The sequence below is a fragment of the Streptomyces griseus subsp. griseus genome (genome assembly GCF_003610995.1).
Lineage (GTDB): Bacteria > Actinomycetota > Actinomycetes > Streptomycetales > Streptomycetaceae > Streptomyces.
In genome coordinates, this window is the sequence record NZ_CP032543.1 from 6421261 (window position 1) to 6440562 (window position 19302).

General features: G+C 72.8%; 16 protein-coding genes and 3 pseudogenes. 13 read left to right on the top strand and 6 right to left on the bottom strand.

Annotated features, from left to right (window positions below; all coding sequences use genetic code 11):
- The first annotated feature begins 142 nt into the window (after positions 1–142).
- The gene (locus tag D6270_RS28825) at positions 143–988 is read left to right on the top strand and encodes an inositol monophosphatase family protein (RefSeq protein ID WP_109162767.1); all 846 of its coding nucleotides are present in this window, start codon (positions 143–145) and stop codon (positions 986–988) included.
- Positions 989–1086: 98 nt separating this feature from the next.
- The gene (locus tag D6270_RS28830; protein ID WP_109162766.1) at positions 1087–2502 is read left to right on the top strand and encodes a phytoene desaturase family protein; all 1416 of its coding nucleotides are present in this window, start codon (positions 1087–1089) and stop codon (positions 2500–2502) included.
- Between the two features lie 45 nt (positions 2503–2547).
- Here the strand turns inward: D6270_RS28830 and D6270_RS28835 are convergent, their stop codons facing one another.
- Positions 2548–3978 carry a threonine/serine exporter family protein gene (locus D6270_RS28835; protein ID WP_225976979.1) on the bottom strand — a complete coding sequence of 477 codons (1431 nt, stop codon included), beginning with the start codon at positions 3976–3978 and terminating at the stop codon, positions 2548–2550.
- A gap of 268 nt (positions 3979–4246) precedes the next feature.
- Here D6270_RS28835 and D6270_RS28840 point away from each other — a divergent pair, with 268 nt between their 5' ends.
- The 3 genes from D6270_RS28840 (at position 4247) to D6270_RS28850 (ending at position 6865) form a co-directional block, all read left to right on the top strand.
- A complete protein-coding gene (locus D6270_RS28840) occupies positions 4247–4783 on the top strand; it encodes an O-acetyl-ADP-ribose deacetylase (RefSeq protein WP_109162765.1) in 537 nt (178 codons plus the stop codon).
- An 85-nt stretch (positions 4784–4868) separates the two neighbouring features.
- Positions 4869–6341, top strand: a complete 1473-nt coding sequence (locus D6270_RS28845) for an AlkA N-terminal domain-containing protein (protein WP_109162764.1) — start codon at positions 4869–4871, stop codon at positions 6339–6341.
- Between the two features lie 14 nt (positions 6342–6355).
- A complete protein-coding gene (locus D6270_RS28850) occupies positions 6356–6865 on the top strand; it encodes a methylated-DNA--[protein]-cysteine S-methyltransferase (protein ID WP_109162763.1) in 510 nt (169 codons plus the stop codon).
- 64 nt (positions 6866–6929) lie between these two features.
- On the opposite strand, the gene D6270_RS28855 is transcribed toward D6270_RS28850, so the two are convergent.
- Positions 6930–7514, bottom strand: coding sequence for a TMEM165/GDT1 family protein (locus D6270_RS28855; RefSeq protein WP_109162762.1), 585 nt, complete (start codon positions 7512–7514; stop codon positions 6930–6932).
- Positions 7515–7939: 425 nt separating this feature from the next.
- Between D6270_RS28855 and D6270_RS28860 the strand changes: the two genes are divergently transcribed.
- Positions 7940–8344 (top strand): (2Fe-2S) ferredoxin domain-containing protein, encoded by a 405-nt coding sequence (locus D6270_RS28860; protein WP_109162761.1) that lies wholly within the window; start codon positions 7940–7942, stop codon positions 8342–8344.
- Positions 8345–8353: 9 nt separating this feature from the next.
- Here the strand turns inward: D6270_RS28860 and D6270_RS28865 are convergent.
- A pseudogene (locus D6270_RS28865) lies at positions 8354–8566 on the bottom strand (NAD-dependent deacetylase); the annotation flags it as partial.
- 18 nt (positions 8567–8584) lie between these two features.
- Between D6270_RS28865 and D6270_RS28870 the strand changes: the two are divergent.
- A complete protein-coding gene (locus D6270_RS28870; protein WP_109162759.1) occupies positions 8585–8785 on the top strand; it encodes a DUF2191 domain-containing protein in 201 nt (66 codons plus the stop codon).
- A gap of 15 nt (positions 8786–8800) precedes the next feature.
- Here D6270_RS28870 and D6270_RS28875 read toward each other — a convergent pair whose 3' ends face one another.
- A complete protein-coding gene (locus D6270_RS28875) occupies positions 8801–9307 on the bottom strand; it encodes an NUDIX domain-containing protein (protein WP_109162758.1) in 507 nt (168 codons plus the stop codon).
- A gap of 146 nt (positions 9308–9453) precedes the next feature.
- Here D6270_RS28875 and D6270_RS28880 point away from each other — a divergent pair.
- Positions 9454–10568, top strand: a pseudogene (locus D6270_RS28880) (glycerate kinase).
- Positions 10569–10824: 256 nt separating this feature from the next.
- Here the strand turns inward: D6270_RS28880 and D6270_RS28885 are convergent.
- Positions 10825–11517 (bottom strand): helix-turn-helix domain-containing protein, encoded by a 693-nt coding sequence (locus tag D6270_RS28885; protein ID WP_109162756.1) that lies wholly within the window; start codon positions 11515–11517, stop codon positions 10825–10827.
- 263 nt (positions 11518–11780) lie between these two features.
- Between D6270_RS28885 and D6270_RS28890 the strand changes: the two genes are divergently transcribed.
- From D6270_RS28890 to D6270_RS28910, 5 genes and pseudogenes are all read left to right on the top strand, one after another.
- Positions 11781–12578 carry an ABC transporter ATP-binding protein gene (locus D6270_RS28890; RefSeq protein ID WP_109162755.1) on the top strand — a complete coding sequence of 266 codons (798 nt, stop codon included), beginning with the start codon at positions 11781–11783 and terminating at the stop codon, positions 12576–12578.
- Positions 12575–13381: an ABC transporter ATP-binding protein gene (locus D6270_RS28895; protein WP_109162754.1), complete on the top strand. Its 807-nt coding sequence runs from the start codon at positions 12575–12577 to the stop codon at positions 13379–13381. Before D6270_RS28890 ends, D6270_RS28895 begins: the two co-directional genes overlap by 4 nt.
- Entirely contained in the window at positions 13378–14268 is an 891-nt protein-coding gene (locus tag D6270_RS28900; protein ID WP_093812558.1) for a branched-chain amino acid ABC transporter permease, read from the top strand. The genes D6270_RS28895 and D6270_RS28900 overlap by 4 nt, the downstream gene beginning before the upstream one ends.
- Positions 14261–15421 carry a branched-chain amino acid ABC transporter permease gene (locus tag D6270_RS28905; RefSeq protein WP_109162753.1) on the top strand — a complete coding sequence of 387 codons (1161 nt, stop codon included), beginning with the start codon at positions 14261–14263 and terminating at the stop codon, positions 15419–15421. Before D6270_RS28900 ends, D6270_RS28905 begins: the two co-directional genes overlap by 8 nt.
- Positions 15418–16667 (top strand): annotated as a pseudogene (locus tag D6270_RS28910) (ABC transporter substrate-binding protein). Before D6270_RS28905 ends, D6270_RS28910 begins: the two are co-directional and overlap by 4 nt.
- Positions 16668–16758: 91 nt before the next feature.
- On the opposite strand, the gene D6270_RS28915 reads toward D6270_RS28910, so the two are convergent.
- Positions 16759–19122: a galactose-binding domain-containing protein gene (locus tag D6270_RS28915; RefSeq protein WP_109162751.1), complete on the bottom strand. Its 2364-nt coding sequence runs from the start codon at positions 19120–19122 to the stop codon at positions 16759–16761.
- Positions 19123–19302 lie beyond the last annotated feature (180 nt).

Below are 19302 nucleotides of genomic sequence, written 5' to 3' on the forward strand. Positions count from 1 at the left end.
TGTCGAGAATAAGCCGAGGAATTGACGCAGTCTTTGTTCCGGATCGGACTTTGCGGTTCCTGTCCGGCATCTGACCGTGAGTCGTAGATGTCCGGGTTCACCCGGGGGATGGGGGCGCGGCGGACCGTGCTTAGCTGGAGCCATGATCGATGACTTCCTGTACGGGACCGCCGGGCGCACCGGACCGCCGGCCGAGGTCGAGGCGGCCGTGCGCGCCGCGGCCGCGGCCGAGATCATGCCCCGGCACCGGAAGCTCGCCGCCCACGAGATCATCGAGAAGAGCGGTCCGCACGACCTGGTCACCGCGGCCGACCGGCTGGCCGAGGAGTACCTCACCGCCGCCCTCACCGAGTTGCTGCCCGGCTCGGTCGTCGTCGGCGAGGAGTCCGTGCACGCCGACCCGGCGGTCTACGACGCCCTCGGCGGTGACGCCCCCGTCTGGATCGTCGACCCGGTCGACGGCACCCGCCAGTTCGTCCGGGGCGAGAGGGGCTTCTGCACCCTGGTCGCCCTCGCCCACCACGGCGAGGTCCACGCCTCCTGGACCTACGCACCGGTCCTGGACCAGATGGCCGTCGCCGTACGCGGCCGGGGCGCCACCCTGAACGGCACGCCGATACGCTCCGGCGCGCCCGCCCCCGGCGACGTACTGGACGTGGCCATGTCGCACCCCGACTACACCACCGAGGCGCAGAAGCGCGCCCTCCTCGGCCTGCGCACCGAAGGCATCGCCGCCCGGCCCTGCGGCTCGGCCGGGCTGGAGTACCTCGCCGTCGCGCGCGGCGCCCTGGACGCCGTCGCCTTCAACTGGGAGCTCGCCTGGGACCACGCTGCGGGTCTCCTCCTGGTCACCGAGGCGGGCGGCGCCGAGTCGACCCTGTCCGGCGTCCCGTACCGGATCGCGGGCGGCAACGACCTGCCGTTCACGGCGGCCCGTGACAAGGCCACCGCCCAGCTCGTCCTGGCCGCCCTGCGCGCGGGCGGCTGACCCGCCCGGCCCGCCCCGGGCCGGGTCCCCGCGTCCGCGCTGTCGGTGCGCCCGAATATCCTGGGTCTCCGCCTGCCGGCCGACGAAGGAGTCCCAAGGTGCCGTCGATGCTTGATGCGGTGGTCGTGGGGGCCGGGCCCAACGGGCTGACGGCCGCGGCCGAACTGGCCCGCAGGGGCTTCGCGGTGGAGGTCCACGAGGCGCACGACACCGTCGGCGGCGGCGCTCGCACCGAGGAGCTGACGCTGCCGGGGTTCCGGCACGACCCCTGCTCCGCCGTGCACCCGCTCGGCATCGGCTCGCCCGCGTTCCGCGCGATGCCTCTGGCCCGGCACGGCCTCGAGTGGCTCCACCCCGAGGTCGACCTCGCCCACCCCTTCCCCGACGGTACCGCCGCCGCCCTCACCCGCTCCGTCGGCGAGAGCGCGATGACGCTGGGCCCCGCCGACGCGGGCGCCTACCGCCGCCTGATCGCCCCCTTCGCCGGCCGCTGGGACACCCTGGCCGCCGACTTCCTGCGCGCCCCCTGGGACGGGCTGCCCCGCGACCCGTACCGGCTGGCCCGCTTCGGCCTGCTCGGCCTCCAGCCCGCCACCTGGGTCTCCCGGTGCTTCCAGGGCGAGAAGGCCCGCGGCCTCTTCGCCGGGCTCGCCGCCCACGCCATAGCTCCCACCAGCGGCTTCGCCACCTCGGCGATCGCCCTCGTCTTCGCGCTCGCCGCCCACGAGAACGGCTGGCCGGTGCCGCGCGGCGGGTCGCAGGCCATCTCCGACGCCCTCGCCTCCCACCTCCGCGAACAGGGCGGCACCATCCGCACCGGCAGCGAGGTCAAGCGGCTGGACGAACTCCCGCCCGCCCGCGCCTACATCTTCGACACCTCACCCTCCGCGCTCGCCCGCATCGCCGGCCTCGGCTCCGCCTACAGCCACTACCGCTACGGCGCCTCCGCCTTCAAGATCGACTACGCGCTCTCTGGCCCCGTCCCCTGGACCGCCGAGGCCGCCCGCCGCGCCGGCACCGTCCACATCGGCCCCGACGCCCGCACCATCGACACCGCGCTCAAGGCCGCCGTCGAGGGCCGAGACCCCTCCGTCCCCTTCCTCATCACCGCCCAGCCCAGCCTCACCGACCCCACGCGCGCCCCCGAAGGGCGCCATGTCTTCTGGGTGTACGGACACGTCCCGGCCGGCTGGGAGGGCGACGCCACCGATGTCATCGAACGCCAACTGGACCGCTTCGCCCCTGGGTTCCGCGACCTCGTCCTCGCCCGCGCCGTCTCCGGCCCGCCCCAGCTCGCCGAGCGCAACGCCAACTACATCGGCGGCGACATCGCCTGCGGAGCCTTCTCGGGCCTCCAGACCCTGATCCGCCCCAAGCTCGCCCGTGTCCCGTACGCCACCGCGCACCCCGCCGTCTTCCTCTGCTCCTCCGCCACCCCGCCCGGCCCCGGTGTGCACGGCATGTCCGGCCACCACGCCGCCAAGGCCGTATGGCGGCAACTGCGCGCGTCCTGAACCCCAGACGCTGAACCTCGGACGGGTGAATCAGCAGACGCCGGATCAGCCGGTGCCGGCCGTTGGAGCCCAACGCCGCTGCGCCGCACCGCCGATGTGGTTGCCGAGCACGGTGCCGACCCCGATCGCGGCCGTCGTGACGAACGCCAGCACCGCGTAACCGCCCGCCCCCGGCACATGCAGCCCGTACTGGAGCAGGCTGCGGTACACATCCGGGCCGGGCAGCAGCGCCCCCGCGATACCGGGCACCACCAGCGAGCGCGACGGAATCCGCAGGACCGGCGCCACCGCACCGGCCGCCGCGCCGAGCACCGCCGCCGCCCCCAAAACCGCCGGCGGCGTCGGCTGCCCCAGCTCCTGGTGCAGCACGCCGTTGACCAGCCCGGCCAGCACGCCCGCCCCCATCGCCCACGGCAGCAGGCGCGGCGGGCCGCCCATGAAGATGGCGTTGCCGAGCGCCCCGACCGCCGAGGTCACCAGGGAGAGCACCAACGGCAGGGCACGGAAGGCCGTGTTACGGGCATCCACATCGGCGTCCCGCAGCAGGAACCCGACCAGGTAGACGCCGCCGGCCATCGACGCCAGGAACATCCCCACGCTGATCAGCCGCCCGGCCGCCATCGCCCGGAACCCCGAGATGGCGTCCTCCGCGAGGCTCACCACCGACAGGATCGGCAACAGCAGCACCATGTTGGCCGCGGCCACGCTCGCCGCCTCGCCCCCGGTCAGCGCATCCGCGTCGGCCAGCAGCATCGTCAGCCCGATGACGGCGGCCGTCTGGAGCCCGGTGACGTAGAACGAGGGCAGTCCGCTGGTCGACAGCGCCCAGCCGAACCGGTTGCCCACCAGGAACACCACCGTGGAGACCACCGCCGCCTGCGGGGTCCCCGACGCCAGCACACAGAGCATCGCCGCCAGCAGCGCCCCGCCCAGCACCTTCGTCCACCAGGGCCAGTAGCCCTTCAGCGAGATGATGCGGGTCAGCTCACCCTCGGCGGCCAGCGGTTGCAGCCCCTCGTCCAGCACCCGGTGCGTCAGCGCGCTCAGATCGTCCAGCTGCCGCAGGTCCCGGCTGTCCTCCGAGCCCGTCTCCATCATCATCGTCAGCGGCCGGGCGCCCGGTGGCGCGTACTGGGCCTGGATCGTCCGCGAGGTGACGTCGACCGTCATATGGTCCATGCCCCAGCGCGCGGTGACCGCGACGACCGCCGACTCGATGGCCCGGGTCTCCGCCCCGGCGAGGAACAGCTCCCGCCCGTGGCGCAGCGCGAACCGCATACAGGCGACGGCGGTGCGCTCGTCCACGTCGTGCGGATCGGGGAAGGCGTACCCCTCGAACTCCGTTCCGTACAGCCGGTCCAGCAGCGTCGACTCGTTGTCCCGCAACCGGGCGAGCTGCTCGCGCCGGGCCCGCCGCCGGGAGAGGAACGTGGAGCCGGGCCGTCGGCCGCCGGTGGACGCATCGTACGAGGACACGGGCGCGCCCCTCCCCTGGGTAGCCACCGCCGACAGCGCGGGGAATGTTGATCTACCGGGACATTCTGCCCGCCGGGCGGGCGGCCGAGCGGCAGCGGGGAGCCGCGCGTCACCGCACGGCGACGGCCCGCCACGCCCGGCCGGACCGGTGCCCTCCGGATGACCGGACCGGATCACTCCGAGCCGGCGGCCCGGGCGCGCGGGAGTGACCGGACCCGGTCCCTCCGAGCGGGCGGCACGGGCGCCCCGAGCGCGGCATGATGTCCGCATGAGCACCTCCGTCACCCCCGCGATCCGCCTGGTCCGAGGGGATATCACCGACCAGTCCGCCGACGTCATCGTCAACGCCGCGAACTCATCGCTCCTCGGCGGCGGTGGCGTCGACGGCGCCATCCACCGGCGCGGCGGCCCCGAGATCCTCGCCGCCTGCCGGGAGCTGCGCGCCTCGCAGTACGGCAAGGGCCTGGCCACCGGACGGGCCGTCGCCACCACCGCCGGACGGCTGTCGGCCCGCTGGGTGATCCACACGGTCGGCCCCGTCTTCTCCGGGGCCCAGGACCGCTCCGCGCTGCTGGCCTCCTGCTACCGCGAATCGCTGCGCCTGGCCGCCCAGTTGGGGGCGAGGAGCATCGCCTTCCCGGCGGTGTCGACGGGCATCTACGGCTGGCCGATGGACGACGGCGCGCGGATCGCCGTGCGCACGGTGCTCGCGGAGACGGTGGCGCCGGTCCAGGAGGTGCGGTTCGTGCTCTTCGACGCGCACGCGTACGTGGAGTTCGAGGAAGTCCTCGCGATGCGCGGCTGACCCCCGGGGGCGAGGGCTGCGGGCCCCGAGGCCCATGTCGGATTCCCGCCAGCCAGGCCCCTGACCGGTGGCCCATCCTGGAACCATGCACACCGACACCGAGCGCTGCGTGCGGGCCGTCCGATCCAAGGACGCCCGCTTCGACGGCTGGTTCTTCACCGCGGTCCTCACCACCCGGATCTACTGCCGCCCCAGCTGCCCCGTCGTGCCGCCCAAGGTCCGCAACATGACCTTCTACCCGAGCGCCGCCGCCTGCCAGCAGGCCGGATTCCGGGCCTGCAAACGGTGCCGCCCCGACACCAGCCCCGGTTCCCCCGAGTGGAACGCCCGGGCCGACTCGGTGGCCCGCGCCATGCGGCTCATCAGGGACGGCGTCGTCGACCGGGAGGGCGTGACCGGCCTGGCCGCCCGCCTCGGCTACTCCGCCCGCCAGATCGAACGCCAGCTGCTGGCCGAGCTCGGCGCGGGCCCGCTCGCCCTGGCCCGCGCCCAACGGGCCCAGACCGCCCGCGTCCTCATCGAGACCACCACCCTGCCCTTGGCGGAGGTGGCGTTCGCCGCCGGGTTCTCCTCCATCCGCACCTTCAACGAGACCGTCCGCGAGGTCTTCGCCCTGGCCCCCGGCGAGCTGCGCACCCGGGCCGCCCGCGGCCCCCTCGCCCCCGCCACCCCCGGCGTGATCGCGCTCCGCCTTCCGTACCGGGTCCCGCTCAACCCCAGCAACCTCTTCGGCCACCTCGCCGCGACCGCCGTCCCCGGCGTCGAGGAGTGGCGGGACGGCGCCTACCGCCGCACGCTCACCCTCCCGTACGGGCACGGCACCGTCGCCCTCACCCCGCAGCCCGACCACATCGCCTGCCGGCTCTCCCTCACCGACCCCCGCGACCTCACCCAGGCGATCAGCCGCTGCCGCTGGCTCCTCGACCTGGACGCGGACCCGGTCGCCGTGGACGCACAGCTGCGCACCGATCCGCTGCTCGCCCCGCTGGTCGACGCGGGGCCCGGCCGCCGGGTGCCGCGTACGGTGGACGGCGCCGAGTTCGCCGTCCGCGCGGTCCTGGGCCAGCAGGTCTCCACCGCCGCCGCCCGCACCCACGCGGCCCGCCTGGTCACCGCCCACGGGGTGGAGGTCGAGGACCCCGAGGGCGGGCTTACCCATCTCTTCCCGACCCCGCAGGCCCTGGCGGGGCTGGACCCGGAGTCCCTGGCCCTGCCCCGGACCCGCCGCACCACGCTCACCACCCTGGTCGCCGCCCTCGCCGACGGGACGCTCCGCCTGGGCACCGACACCGACTGGGAGCGGGCGCGCACCGAACTCTCCGCGCTCCCCGGCTTCGGCCCCTGGACCGTCGAGGCCATCGCCATGCGGGCTCTCGGCGACCCCGACGCCTTCCTCCCCACCGACCTCGGTATCCGCCGCGCGGCCGGGCGGCTCGGCCTCCCGGTCACCCCCGCCGCCCTCACCGCCCGGGCCGCCGACTGGCGCCCCTGGCGCGCGTACGCCGTCCAGTACCTCTGGACCGTGGACGACCACCCCGTCAACCACCTGCCCGCCTGACGAAGGAAGCTCCCATGTCCGCCAAGCAGCACACGGTCGTCGACAGCCCCTACGGCCCGCTGACGCTCGTCGCCACCGACGGCGTCCTGAGCGCCGTCTACATGACCGACCAGCGCCACCGCCCACCCGAGGAGACCTTCGGCGCCCCCGACCCGGAACCCTTCCCGGAGGTCATCCGCCAGCTCACGGCGTACTTCGCGGGCGAGCTCACCACCTTCGACGTGCCGCTCGCCCTGCACGGCACCCCGTTCCAGCGGAGCGTCTGGGCGGAGCTGCTGAAGATCCCGTACGGCGAGACGCGCACGTACGGCGAACTGGCCGGGGAACTCGGCAAGCCGGGCGCCTCCCGGGCGGTCGGCCTGGCCAACGGCAAGAACCCGGTCTCCATCATCGTCCCGTGCCACCGGGTCATCGGCGCCTCGGGCGGCCTCACCGGATACGGCGGCGGCCTGGACCGCAAGCAGCGGCTGCTGGCCTTCGAGAGCGGGGGCGTGCGGCAGGACGGGGTGCAGGCGCTGTTCTGAACTCCGGACGCGGGAAGGGGCGCACCGGCCCGGTACGCCCCTCCTTCGCTCGCGAGCGCCCGTCTCAGCCGGTGAAGATCTCCACGGCCGTCCAGATCGCCAGACCCAGCATGCAGATCCCGCCGATGCGCTGCACGGTCTTCAGCGGCACGCGCTTGGCGATGAACTTCCCCGCCAGCAGCGCCAGGGCCGAGACGGACATCAGGGCGGCGGCCGAACCGATCGCGGTGGACCAGGTGCCGTTGCTCGCCGCCAGGTTGGCGGTGGTGATCTGGGTCAGGTCGCCCCACTCGCTGATGAAGACCGCCATGAACGCGGTCGAGTAGACCGGCCAGAAGCCGGTCACGGTCTTCACCTCGGCGTCGTCATCGTCGTCCCCGCCGCTGCCGCGCAGCAGGATGAACGCGCCGAAGGCGAAGAGCGAGGCCGAGACGAGCTTCACGGTCCAGTCGGGCAGCATCCCGATCAGGCTGCCCGCGCCCACGGCGATGGCGACATGCACGATGAACGCGGACGACGTGCCGAACCACACGTAGAGCGGGCGCATCCGCGTGCCCATGGCCAGCGACGCGAACATCGTCTTGTCGGGGAGCTCCGCGAGGAAGATCAGCCCGAAGGCGGTGATGATCGCCAGAGGGTCGAGGTGCATTCCGGGTGGCTTTCTGTGCGAGCCGGGCCCCGGATCTTCGCGAAGCGCCGCTCGGGCTTTTCGGAGGACCACTCGGCCCGGCATGACGGCAGCGCCCACAGGGCGTGGGCGTGTCATACAGGACCGAAGGTCTCGCCCGCCCGTGGGATGAACCCGATCAAAGTTCCACGAGCCCGGCCACCGGGAACCCGAAGGCTCCAGTGTGTCGACGACCGGTTTGCGGGGCTACTCCCCTTCGCAGCCACCAAGACTACCGCACCGGGCGGACCCCACCGGGCGGACCCATCGGGCGGGGGAGGGGGCGGATGTTCGAACCGGCGGGGGCTGGGTAGAGTCGCGGTGACCACGCTGACCAGCGTCGATGGCCTTGACGGGGCCTGCTGGCCCCCTCGCCGTCCACCACCCCGCCGACCGGAAGTGCCCGCATGAGCCGCCGCCCCCGCAAGGACGTGCCCGCCCAGGGCGTTCCCCGGCCCACCGTGAGCGTCTGCCGGGGCTGCTGCTGCGGCACGGAGAAGATCCCGGGCGTCGACCACGCCGCCCAGCTCGCCCGGCTCCGCGCCGGACTGGAGGGCGCCGCCACCGTACGGGCCGTCGAGTGCCTGGACGCCTGCGAGCAGGGCAACGTGATCGTCGTCCAGCCCTCGTCCGACGGCCGCCGCGCCGGGGGCCGCCCGGTCTGGCTGGGCCTGGTCAACGACGAGCACGCCGAGCAGGACGTGATCACCTGGGCGACGGCCGGAGGCCCGGGACTCGCGGACGCGCCGGACATCCTGGACCTGTACGTGTTCCAGCCCTCGCGCCGGGTCCGGGCGGGGCTGGACGGCTGAGGCCGCAGGTCAGCTCGTAGCCGGTCCCGTCAGCAGCCGGGGCAGGGCGGTCCCGGTCGGCTCCCGGACGACCTCGTCGGCGAGTGCGTCGCACGGGGTCGGCCCCGCGTTCACCACGATCAGCCGCGCCCCGTGCTCGACCGCGATCCCGGCGAGCGAGGCGGCGGGCCGAACCTGGAGCGTCGAGCCGACCGCCTCGAAGACCTCGCACGCCTCGGCCACCGTGGGTACAGTCCCGCCATGGCCAAGGTGAGCGTCAGTCTGGACGCCGAACCAGTCGTCGAAGTCATGGTCCTCGCGGGCGTGGGCAGCCCGCAGGACGCGGTGGAACTCGTGGTGCGCGACTACATCGCCCGCGGCCACCGCACCGAGGCGCGGGCCGTCGAGCGCGAGGAGCCGGTGCGGGACGTGGAGATCAAGCCGCAAGCACAGCAGGGCTGACGCCCCCGACACCCTCTACACCCCCTCCACGACCGGCTTCCCGTCCTCCAGCTCCACCGTGCCCGCTCCGGACTCCAGCACGTCCAGGGCCGCCCGCACCCGCCCGTCCAACTGGCCGAGCAGATGGACGGACAGATCGTTTCGGTCGACCAGCTTCCAGGAGAGCAGCTCCTCCTCCTGGAGCCGGATCGCCGCGAGCTGCTCCGGGGTGAGCACCCCGCCGTCGTACAGGTACGCCACGATCGGAGGTCGGCCGGCACCCCGCGTCCAGTCGACGGCGAGCAGCCGGCCCGGTGCGATGTCGAGTCCGATCTCCTCCACCGTCTCGCGCCGGGCGCCCTGCCGAGGGCCTTCGCCCGTCTGCGACTCGACCGTCCCGCCGGGCAGCGCCCAGCCCTTGCGGTAGTTGGGCTCCACGAGGAGGACCCGGCCTTCGGCGTCGCGGAAGAGGCACGCGGCTCCGGCCAGAACCTTGGGGAGCCCGGCGATGTACGCGGCGTAGTGCGGATCGGTGGTCGTCACGGGCGACAAGCGTAGTGGGAGAGCGGGGAGGGGCGGGGACGGACGGTCGAGGACGGCCATGGGCAGATCAGGGGGCGTGCGGATAGGGTCGGGGAGGCGCGACTCTGTTCGAAGGCAAGGGATGCAAGGTGACGGACGGAGCAGATGTGGAGACCGCCCGCGTGCTCGTCGCGGCGGACAAGTTCAAGGGCTCGCTCACGGCCGTACAGGTCGCGGAGCGGGTGACGGCCGGGCTGCGGCGCGCCGTTCCCGGCGTACGGGTGGAGACCCTGCCCGTCGCGGACGGCGGTGACGGCACGGTGGCCGCGGCGGTGGCCGCCGGGTTCGAGCGCCGTGAGGCACGGGTGACCGGACCCCTCGGGGACCCGGTGACGGCGGCGTACGCGCTGCGGGACTCCACCGCCGTGGTGGAGATGGCCGAGGCCTCGGGCCTCCAGCACCTGCCCGACGGGGTGTTCGCCCCGCTCACGGCCACCACGTACGGCTCGGGCGAGCTGCTGAAGGCCGCCCTGGACGCCGGGGCGGCGACGATCGTGTTCGGGGTCGGCGGCAGCGCCACCACGGACGGCGGCGCGGGCATGCTCGCCGCGCTCGGGGCCCGCTTCCTGGACGCGGACGGCAAGCCCGTCGGCCCCGGTGGGGGAGGGCTCGCCGGACTGGCCGAGGCCGATCTGTCCGGGCTGGACCCGCGCCTGAAGGACATCGATCTGATCCTGGCCAGCGATGTGGACAACCCGCTGACCGGCCCCAAGGGCGCGCCCGAGGTCTACGGGCGGCAGAAGGGCGCGAGCGAGGAGGACATCGTGGTCCTCGACGCGGCCCTGGCGCACTACGCCTCGATCCTGGGGCCGGAGAAGGCCGCCCTGCCGGGCGCCGGTGCGGCCGGAGGCATCGGCTACGGGGCGCTCGTCGCCCTCGGCGCCCGCTTCCGGCCGGGCATCGAGGTCATGCTGGACGTCCTCGGCTTCGCCCCCGCGCTCGCCCGCGCCACCCTGGTCATCACCGGCGAGGGCTCGCTGGACGAGCAGACCCTGCACGGCAAGGCCCCGGCGGGGGTCGCCGCGGCGGCCCGGGAGGCCGGGATCGAGGTCGTCGCGGTCTGCGGCCGACTCGCGCTGTCGCAGGAGGCGCTGAGCGGGCGGGCATCGCGCGCGCCTACGCCCTGGCCGAACTGGAACCGGACCCGGCCGTCTCGATGGCCCAGGCCGGACCGCTGCTGGAACGCGTGGCCGAGTCGATCGCGCGGGACTTCCTGCACTGACCGCCGGACAAGGGCCGGCCGTGCGTACGGAACGTACGGCCGGCCCTTGCTGTTCCTGCGCCGGTCCGCTCTCAGCGCCTCTCCGGACCGGCCTCTGCGCCTCTCCGCGCCGACCGCCGGACCGGCCTCTGCGCCGACCGCCGGATCAGCTCACGGGCCGCCCCGCCCACCTGCCCGGCTCACCGGCCGCCCCGGCTCACCGACCCGATCCGCCCGCCCCGCCCCGGCTCGGCCGACCGGCCCGACCCGCCGCCCCTCATGTCCCCACCCCCGTCAGCCGCAGCGCGTCCAGCGCCAGCAGCGTCTCGACCAGCTCGCGCGGGTGCGACAGCGACCGTGAGGTCAGCCGCTCCAGCCGCCGCAGCCGGTTGAACACCGTGTTCCGGTGGCACCGCAGCCGCGCCGCCGCCCGCCCCACGGAACCCCCGCACTCCAGCCACGCCTCCAACGTCCCCACCAGCAGCGCCCGTTCCGCCGGGGCCAGCACCAGCAGCGGGCCGAACACCTCCGCGACCAGCCGTGCGGACAGCTCCGGCGCGCTCGCCACCAGGGCCGTCGGCAGTCGCCCCTCCAGCGCCACGATCTCCCGTCTCCCCGGCCCGCAGGTCAGCAGGGCCGCCCGCGCCAGCCTCCGGGCGAGCCCCAGCTCCGCCAAGCCGTCCACCACCGGGCTGACGCCACCCGGCCCCGCCCCGGCCGCCACCAGCCGCGCGACCGGTCCGGCGGGACCTCCCGGGCCCAGCAGGACGACCCCCACCTCCCCGCACCAGCACCACCGCACCCCGCTCCCGTCGGACGGGACCACGGCCGGTGCCCCCAGCACCACCACCGCGTAACGCCCCCGTTCGGGCAGCCCGAGGCCCTGCGCCGCGCGCCGCACCTGGTGCGGCTGGGCGGACCCGGCCAGCAGCGGGCCCAGCAGCGCCCCGGCTTCGGTGTCCCGCCCCATCCCCGCCTCCCTCCACCGGGGGCCGGCTCTCCCCGGTGACCGACGAGGATGCCACCGGCCGCGCGGGCGGGCGCCCGCCCGTCGCCGCCTCTGTGCGCGTGCACAACGAGGCCCTTCGATCGCTGGTCACCCGCATCGACTCCGCCCCGCGCCGTGGACGCGCGCTCCGCCCGGTGCTGGTCTGTGGCACCACACGACGCCACACCCCCACAGATGAGCACGACCCACGAGCACGACACGAGAAGGCGGAAGGAGGAGGACGCATGGCAACGCTGGAGATCCGCGCACTGTCCGTCGGCTACGGCCCGGTCCGCGCCCTGCGCGACATCTCGGTCGATGTCCCGGACGGCGCGATCACCGCCGTACTCGGCGGCAACGGCGCGGGCAAGACCACGCTGCTGCGGGCCGTTTCGCGGACCCTCGGCTTCCACCGCGGTACGGGCACCGGCACCATCCGGTTCGACGGCCGCCCCCTGGAGGGGCTGCGGCCCGCCCAGGTGGTGGCCGCCGGAGTGGTCCAGGTACCGGAGGGCCGACAGGTCTTCGCCCGGATGACGGTGGCCGACAACCTGCGCGCGGGCGCACTCGGGGCGCGCGGCGGGCGCAAGCGGACGACCGCCGCGCTGACCCGTGTCCACGAACTCTTCCCGGTCCTCTCCGACCGCGCCCACCAGCGCGCCGGCCTCCTCTCCGGCGGCGAGCAGCAGATGCTGGCCATGGGCCGCGCCCTGATGGCGGGACCCCGGCTGCTCCTGCTGGACGAGCCCTCGCTCGGCCTCGCCCCGCTGATGGCGGCCAGGATCGCGGAGACCGTGCAGGAGATCAACGCGAGCGGCACCTCCGTCATGCTCGTGGAACAGAACGCGGCCATCGCGCTGCGCCTCGCCTCGACCGCGTACGTCCTGGATGTCGGCGAGGTCGCCCTGCACGGGCCCGCCGCCGGACTCGCCGCCTCCGACGAGGTGCGCCGCCGCTACCTCGGCGTGGTCGACGAGGAGGCCGCCGCCGACGCCGATGTGGCGTCCCGCGACCGGCGCACCCTGAGCAGGTGGTCCGCGTGAGGACCGCACCGGCACCCCCGACCGCCACCGACAACGCCACGGGCGCCCTCACCGTCTCCGACGTGACCGTACGCTTCGCCGGGCTCACCGCCCTCGACGCGGTCTCCTTCACCGTCGAACCCGGCAGCGTGCACGCCGTCATCGGCCCCAACGGCGCGGGCAAGTCCACCTGCTTCAACGTCCTCTCCGGCGTCTACCGCGCCTCGGGCGGCACCGTCCACCTCGGCACCACCGAGCTGACCGGACTCGCGCCGCACGCCATCGCCGCCCTGGGCGTCGCCCGGACCTTCCAGAACATCGCGCTCCCGCCGCACGCGACCGTCGCCGACAGCCTGCTGCTCGGCCGCCACCGGCTCACCCGCTCCGGGTTCATCGCCACCGGCCTGCGGCTGCCGTCGGCGGCCCGTGAGGAGCGGCGCCATCTGGACCGGGTCCGCGAGATCGCCGCGTTCATCGGCCTGGAGACCGCGTTGGACCGCCCGGCGGGCTCGCTCCCGTACGGACAGCAGAAGCTCGTCGAGCTGGGCCGGGCCCTGTGCATGGAGCCCCGGGTCCTGCTCCTGGACGAGCCGATCGCCGGGATGACCGCCGACGAACGCCGCCGTACGGCAGCGGTCGTGGCCGATGTCCGCGACAGCCTCGGCATCTCCATCGTGCTGGTGGAGCACGACATGGGGGTGGTGATGCGGCTGGCGGACGCGGTGACCGTACTCGACTTCGGACGCAGGATCGCGGGCGGCACACCCGCCGAGGTCCAGAACGACCCGGTCGTCGTCCAGGCCTACTTGGGAGCGCCTCAATGACCACGTTCGTCGAACTCCTCCTCGGCGGCCTGTCGATCGGTTCGGTCTACGCACTGATCGCCCTCGGCTTCGTCGTCATCTTCAAGGCCACCGAGGTCGTCAACTTCGCCCACGCGTCATTGCTGTTGGCGGGCGGTTACGTCACCGCCGTCCTCCACGACGACATCGGGTTCTGGCCCGCGCTGCTCGTCGGGATCGCCGGGGCGGCGACCGTCGGCGCGGCCATCGAGTTCTTCGTGATGCGGCGTTACCGGGGCAGCGACCACAGTGTCCTGGCCATCGTCACCATCGGCGTCGACATCCTCCTCATCACGGAGCTCACCCGCCGCATGGGCACGGACGTCCTCGCGCTCGGCGACCCGTGGGGCAACGAGGTGGTGAACATCGGCGGGATCACCCTCGCCCAGACCAGGATCGCCGCGTTCCTCGCCGCCGGGCTCCTCATCACCGTCTTCCTGCTGGCCTTCCGCTACACCTCGTGGGGCGTCTCGATGCGGGCCGCCGCCGAGAACCCGCAGACCGCCGCCCTCATGGGCATCAAGCTGGGCAGGGTCTCGCTCGCCGCCTGGGCGGTCGCCGGGGCGCTGGCCGCCGTCGCCGCGCTCTTCCTCACCGTCTTCCCGACCCCCGGCCTGGAGCGTGCCACCTCGCTCGCCGCGCTCAAGGCGTTCCCCGCCGCGATCCTCGGCGGACTCGACTCCACAACCGGGGCGCTCGCCGGCGGGCTCATCGTCGGCGTCACCGAATCGCTCGCCACCGGCTACCAGAGCGACCTCTCCTTCCTCGGCCGGGGCATCGGCGATCTGGCGCCCTATCTGGTGATGGTCGCGGTCCTGCTCATCCGGCCCGCGGGACTCTTCGGCACGAAGGAGCTCGCCCGTGTCTGACACCACCGCCGAGGCCGCCCCCGAAGCCACAACCGCCCCCGCCCCCGCACCCGGTGGCACCAAGAGCCTCACCGAACGGCTGCGCCGGCCCCGTACGTACGCCGTCCTCATCGCCTCCGTCCTGCTCCTGGCCCTCCCGTTCTACCTGGACCGCTTCTGGCTCCAGGCCGGACTGTTCGCGATGGCGGCGGCGATCGGCGCCATCGGGCTCAACATGCTCACCGGCGCCACCGGCCAACTCTCCATGGGACACGCCTTCTTCCTCGCCGTCGGCGCGTACGGCTACTGCATCCTGGCGGGAGAGAGCAGCACCGAGAACGGCCACGCCCTGACCGGGCTCGGACTGCCCACCTGGCTGGCCGCGATCCTCGCCGTCCTCCTCGCGGGCGGAGCCGGGGGGCTGTTCAGCCCGATCGCGGGGCGGCTGCGCGGCGCCTACCTCGGTATCGCGACGCTCGCGCTGATCTTCATCGGGCAGCACGTCCTGTTCAACGCGGGCTCCCTGACCGGGGGTTACAACGGGCGGGCCGTACCGCCGCTCTCCCTCTTCGGGTTCACCTTCGACGACACCGAAGTCGTCATCGCGGCCGTGCCGTTCGGCTCCTCGGAGAAGCTCTGGTACGTGGGCCTGGCCGCTCTGCTGCTCAGCGCCCTGTTCGCCCGCGGAATCCTGCGGGGCAGGCCGGGCCGGGCGATGAACGCCATTCGCGACCACCGGATCGCGGCAGGCGTGATGGGTGTACCGGTGGCGCGCTACCGGGCCGGGGTCTTCGTCCTGTCCTCCATGTACGCCGGCCTCGCGGGCGTCCTGCTCGCGCTGGTCTTCCAGCGGACCGTGCCCGAGTACTTCGGCATGATCCTCTCCCTCGAATACCTCGCCATGATCGTCATCGGCGGGCTCGGCAGCGTGGCGGGCGCCGTCGTCGGAGCCTTCTTCGTCTCCCTGCTCCCGCAGGTGCTCACGCACTACAGCGACTCCCTCCCGCTGGTCTCCGCCCCCGGTACCGGCGGTCTGGCACCCGGCGAGGCGTCCCGCTATCTGTACGGCGCCGCGGTGGTCGCGGTGGTCCTCTTCCTGCCCGGCGGCCTCGCCCGCCTCGGCATCGCACTCCCGCGCGTCACCCGTCCGAAGAAATCAGGGGAGAAGAAATGAAACTCAGAGCGCTCACGGCCGTGGTCGCGGCCCTCACCGTCACCCTCGTCGGGTGCAGCGGCAAGGCGACCGAAGGGAAGGGCGACGACCAGGACAAGGCCGGGATCAAGACGGGTCCCGGGGTCTCCTCCTCGACGATCTCCCTCGGGGTCCTCACCGACATGACCGGGGTCTACGCCTCGCTCGGCAAGAGCGTCACCCAGGCCCAGCAGCTGTGGGCGAAGCAGATCAACGCCAAGGGCGGCATCTGCGACCGGAAGATCGAACTGACCGTACGGGACCACGGCTACGACCCGCAGAAGGCCATCGCGGGCTACACCGAGCTGGAGCCGAAGGTCCTCGGCTTCGCCCAGTTCATCGGCTCCCCCTTCGTCGCCGCCGTGGAGCAGCGCATCGACGGCAAGGACAAGGGGCTCGTGCTGCCCCAGGCCTGGTCGGCGAACCTGCTCGGCTCCCCGTACATCCGCGTCGTCGGCGCCACGTACGACATCGAGACCATCAACCTGATCGACCACCTGCTGGGGGAGAAGCGGATCGCCAAGGGCGACAAGATCGGCCATGTGTACTTCGAGGGCGACTACGGCGAGAACGCGCTCACCGGCTCCCAGTACGCCGCGAAGGAAGCCGGGTTGACGGTCGTGGAACAGAAGATCAAGCCGACCGACAACGACATGACGGCCCAGGTCGCCGCACTCAAGCAGGCCGGGGTGAAGGCCGTCGTCGTCAGCGCGGGTCCGCGCCAGGCGGCCTCGCTGGTCGGCGTCGCGGCGGCCACCGGCTTCGATGTCCCCGTCGTCGGCAACAACTCGGCCTACGCACCACAGCTGTTGAAGACCCAGGCGGGCCCGGCCCTGCTGAAGAACTACTACATCGCCTCCTCCACCCTGCCCATCGGCGACCCCGGCGACGGACCGTCCCTGCTGGCCAAGGAGTACGCCTCGCAGTACCCGAACGACGTCCTCGACAACGGCGTCGTCGCGGGTGGACGGCGGCCTCCATCTTCGGCGAGGCGCTGGACAAGGCGTGCGACAACAAGGACCTCACCCGTGAGGGAATCGACAAGGCGCTGCTCACGATCAAGGGATACGGCACCGAGTTCGGGGTCACCCACGACTTCTCCGACCCCGCCGCGCCGTCCACCCGGGAGAGCGTCATCATGAAGCCGGACGCCACGCTCCCCGGCGGACTGAAGGTCATCAGCCCGGCGTCGGTCTCCGAGGCGGCGAAGTCGTTCACCATGAAGTGACGCTCCGGACAGGCTGGTTGTGAACTGAGGTCCTGAGCAGACGTGTGGGCCCGGCCGTCGTCCTGCGGCCGGGCCCACACCCACGCTCCGCTCAGCTGGTGTACGCCTCCACCTCGGAGAGCTGGGCGGCCGGCCAGCCCGTGTTGCCGGTGAACGTCAGCCGCAGATAGCGGGCCGGGGTGTCGGACAGGGTGACGGTGGCCGTGTTCCCACTCGACGGGTTGAAGGTGTAACCCGCTGATGCCTTCAGGGTGTTGTACGTGGTGTTGTCGGTGGACCCCAGCAGGCTCAGGGTCTGGGTGCGCGTCGCCCAGGCGGCCGCCGGGGGCAGCTTCAGCACCACCCGCTTCACCGCCTTCGCCGAGCCCAGGTCGACGGTGATCGACTGCGGGAAGGCGTTGTTACGGCTCTCCCAGTACGAGTCGGCGTTCCCGTCCACCGTGTTGCCCGCGCCGTACACATCGACGTGGCTGGTCGCGCTCACCGCACGCCCCTGTGCGAGGTTGCCGGTCTCCTCCGGCGGGTCGGTGGGCCCGGGCGGGTCCGTCGGGCCGCCGGAGCCGCCTCCCGGCACACCGCCGTTGGTCCACACCGGGGCCGGCCAGACGCCCGTGCAGGCGGGCGGATCGGCGTACCAGCCGGAGTTGCCGGAGCCCCGGGTGATCTGGAAGCCCGCGCCGACACAGTTGTGGATCGGGTTGGACTGGGCGATGTGGGTCGCGACGACATCGGTGAACGTGGCCCGGCCCGGCGACTGGATCTGGAGCGCGTAGGTCCCCGCCCCGTCGATCTTCACCCGGTTGAAGTTCAGCCCGTTGCTCGCTCCCTCGATGAGGTGGATCGCCGCGTAGGAGCTGTCCAGGATCTCGGTGTCGGTGACGTTGACCGTCGCGCCCTGGATCGGTTCGTTGAGGCCGCTGAACCAGACCGCGCCGACCCCGAACTGCCAGTTGTAGTCGTTGTTCCCGGTCCGGATGAGCGTGTTGCGTGCGGCGGTGTGCGTACCCGAGACAGCCGTGCCCCGGCCCGAGTTGACCCCGGGATAGCGGTTGGCGATGTGCAGGCCACCGCCGTTGGTGATGGTGTCCGACATGACGTTGTCGGAGATCGTGATGTCCTTGCCGCCGTACGTCACGATGTTGTTCGCCAGGATCGGCAGGATGACGGTGTTGAACGTGAACTTGTTGTTCACGTTCGGGATGTTCTCCGCCCACATGGCGAGCCCGTCGTCACCGCTGTTGCGGACGAAGGTGTTGGTGACGGTGGAGTTGGTGACGCCGTAGTGGAAGTTCACCCCGTCGGCCGTCTGGTCCAGGATCCGGGTGTTCCTCATGGTGAAGTTGTTCATCGGACCGGTCAGCCAGGCGCCGCACTTGGTGTGCTGGAGCCAGAGGTTGTCGACCACCGAGTTCGACAGCGCGCCGCCGATGGCGTTGACCTGGTCGTCGTCGATCCGCTCGCGTATGTCACCGATGATCGCGAAGTCCCGCAGCGTCACGTTGGAACTGCCGCCCTGGGAGGCGTACTTGCCGTAGACCCCGACAGCCTTTGAGCGGTCGGTGGGGTGCCGGCCGGTCAGCACGCTGTACCAGGGGCCCGCCCCGCGCAGCGTCACTTTGTCGACGATGATGTGGTCCTGGACCTTGAACGTGCCCTGCGGGATGTACACCTCCCGGCCCTGCGCGCGGCCCGCGTCAACCGCCGCCTGGATCTTGGCCGTGGCGTCCGCCGCGCCGGTCGGGTCGGCGCCGAAGTCGCTCACCACGTCCAGCGCCCCGGAGGGTTTGCCGATGGGCGCGGCGACCTGCTCGAAGTCGGCCAGGTCGATGGTGAAGGTCGGGGACTGCGCGGTGGAGGAGACCTGGAGGCGGACCTTGGTGCCGGTCGGCAGGGTGGAGCCGAACATGGTCCGGGTCTCGTCGTAGAAGTGGTGCGGGTTGGTGTCACCCGGGTTGTTGTTGAACGGGTAACCCCCGTAGAACCAGCCGTACTTCGAGGTCACGGGCACGCTCTTGAGCTGCGTCCCGTTGACCCGCACGTCGATCGAGGCGTCCCGGCCCGTCCCGGCGGCGTTGTCCGGCAGCGAGTAGCGGAAGGTCATCGCGTTCGCCGGTGCGGTGAGCGTGAACTCCACGTACTCGCCGACCGCGTCGAGGGTGACGGCCTGGCGGCCCGAGGCCTCCGAGGGCAGCGAGCCGTAGAGCCGGTTCGGGCCGATGAGCGTGCCGTTGGTCGCGGCGTACTCGGCTTCGTGCTCCTTGAACGGGACGGTCGCCCCGCGTCCGGGGACGTTCAGCGGGGAGGGGGCGGGGACGGCGGCGGCAGCGGCGGGCGGCGCACCGGCCACGACGAGCGAGGTGGCGGCGGCGAGCGCGGTGAGGGCCAGCGCCAGGGAGGCGGACAGGGAACGCCGCAGGACGCGGCCGGGGCGTGGCGGTGGTGGGGGAGGGGTCACGGGAGGTCCGTCCTTGCGGCTCGGGGGCTCTGCGGACGCCCTGAGGCTAAGAGCATCCCCGCAAGGAAGTCTATGCCGCTGCGCAAAATATTGCCCTGGACGCTCAAATTTGCGACTCAGGGTGCGATATGGCGGCCCCTCACACCCGACGGGCCCTCAACGGCCCCGGAGCGGCCGACT

Bases quoted from the DNA above. Each gene is read 5' to 3' on its own strand.
- D6270_RS28840 (WP_109162765.1), top strand. From the start codon at position 4,247: ATGAGCACCTCCGTCACCCCCGCGATCCGCCTGGTCCGAGGGGATATC.
- D6270_RS28850 (WP_109162763.1), top strand. From the start codon at position 6,356: ATGTCCGCCAAGCAGCACACGGTCGTCGACAGCCCCTACGGCCCGCTG.
- D6270_RS28860 (WP_109162761.1), top strand. From the start codon at position 7,940: ATGAGCCGCCGCCCCCGCAAGGACGTGCCCGCCCAGGGCGTTCCCCGG.
- D6270_RS28825 (WP_109162767.1), top strand. From the start codon at position 143: ATGATCGATGACTTCCTGTACGGGACCGCCGGGCGCACCGGACCGCCG.
- D6270_RS28890 (WP_109162755.1), top strand. From the start codon at position 11,781: ATGGCAACGCTGGAGATCCGCGCACTGTCCGTCGGCTACGGCCCGGTC.
- D6270_RS28870 (WP_109162759.1), top strand. From the start codon at position 8,585: ATGGCCAAGGTGAGCGTCAGTCTGGACGCCGAACCAGTCGTCGAAGTC.
- D6270_RS28845 (WP_109162764.1), top strand. From the start codon at position 4,869: ATGCACACCGACACCGAGCGCTGCGTGCGGGCCGTCCGATCCAAGGAC.
- D6270_RS28855 (WP_109162762.1), bottom strand. From the start codon at position 7,514: ATGCACCTCGACCCTCTGGCGATCATCACCGCCTTCGGGCTGATCTTC.
- D6270_RS28885 (WP_109162756.1), bottom strand. From the start codon at position 11,517: ATGGGGCGGGACACCGAAGCCGGGGCGCTGCTGGGCCCGCTGCTGGCC.
- D6270_RS28900 (WP_093812558.1), top strand. From the start codon at position 13,378: ATGACCACGTTCGTCGAACTCCTCCTCGGCGGCCTGTCGATCGGTTCG.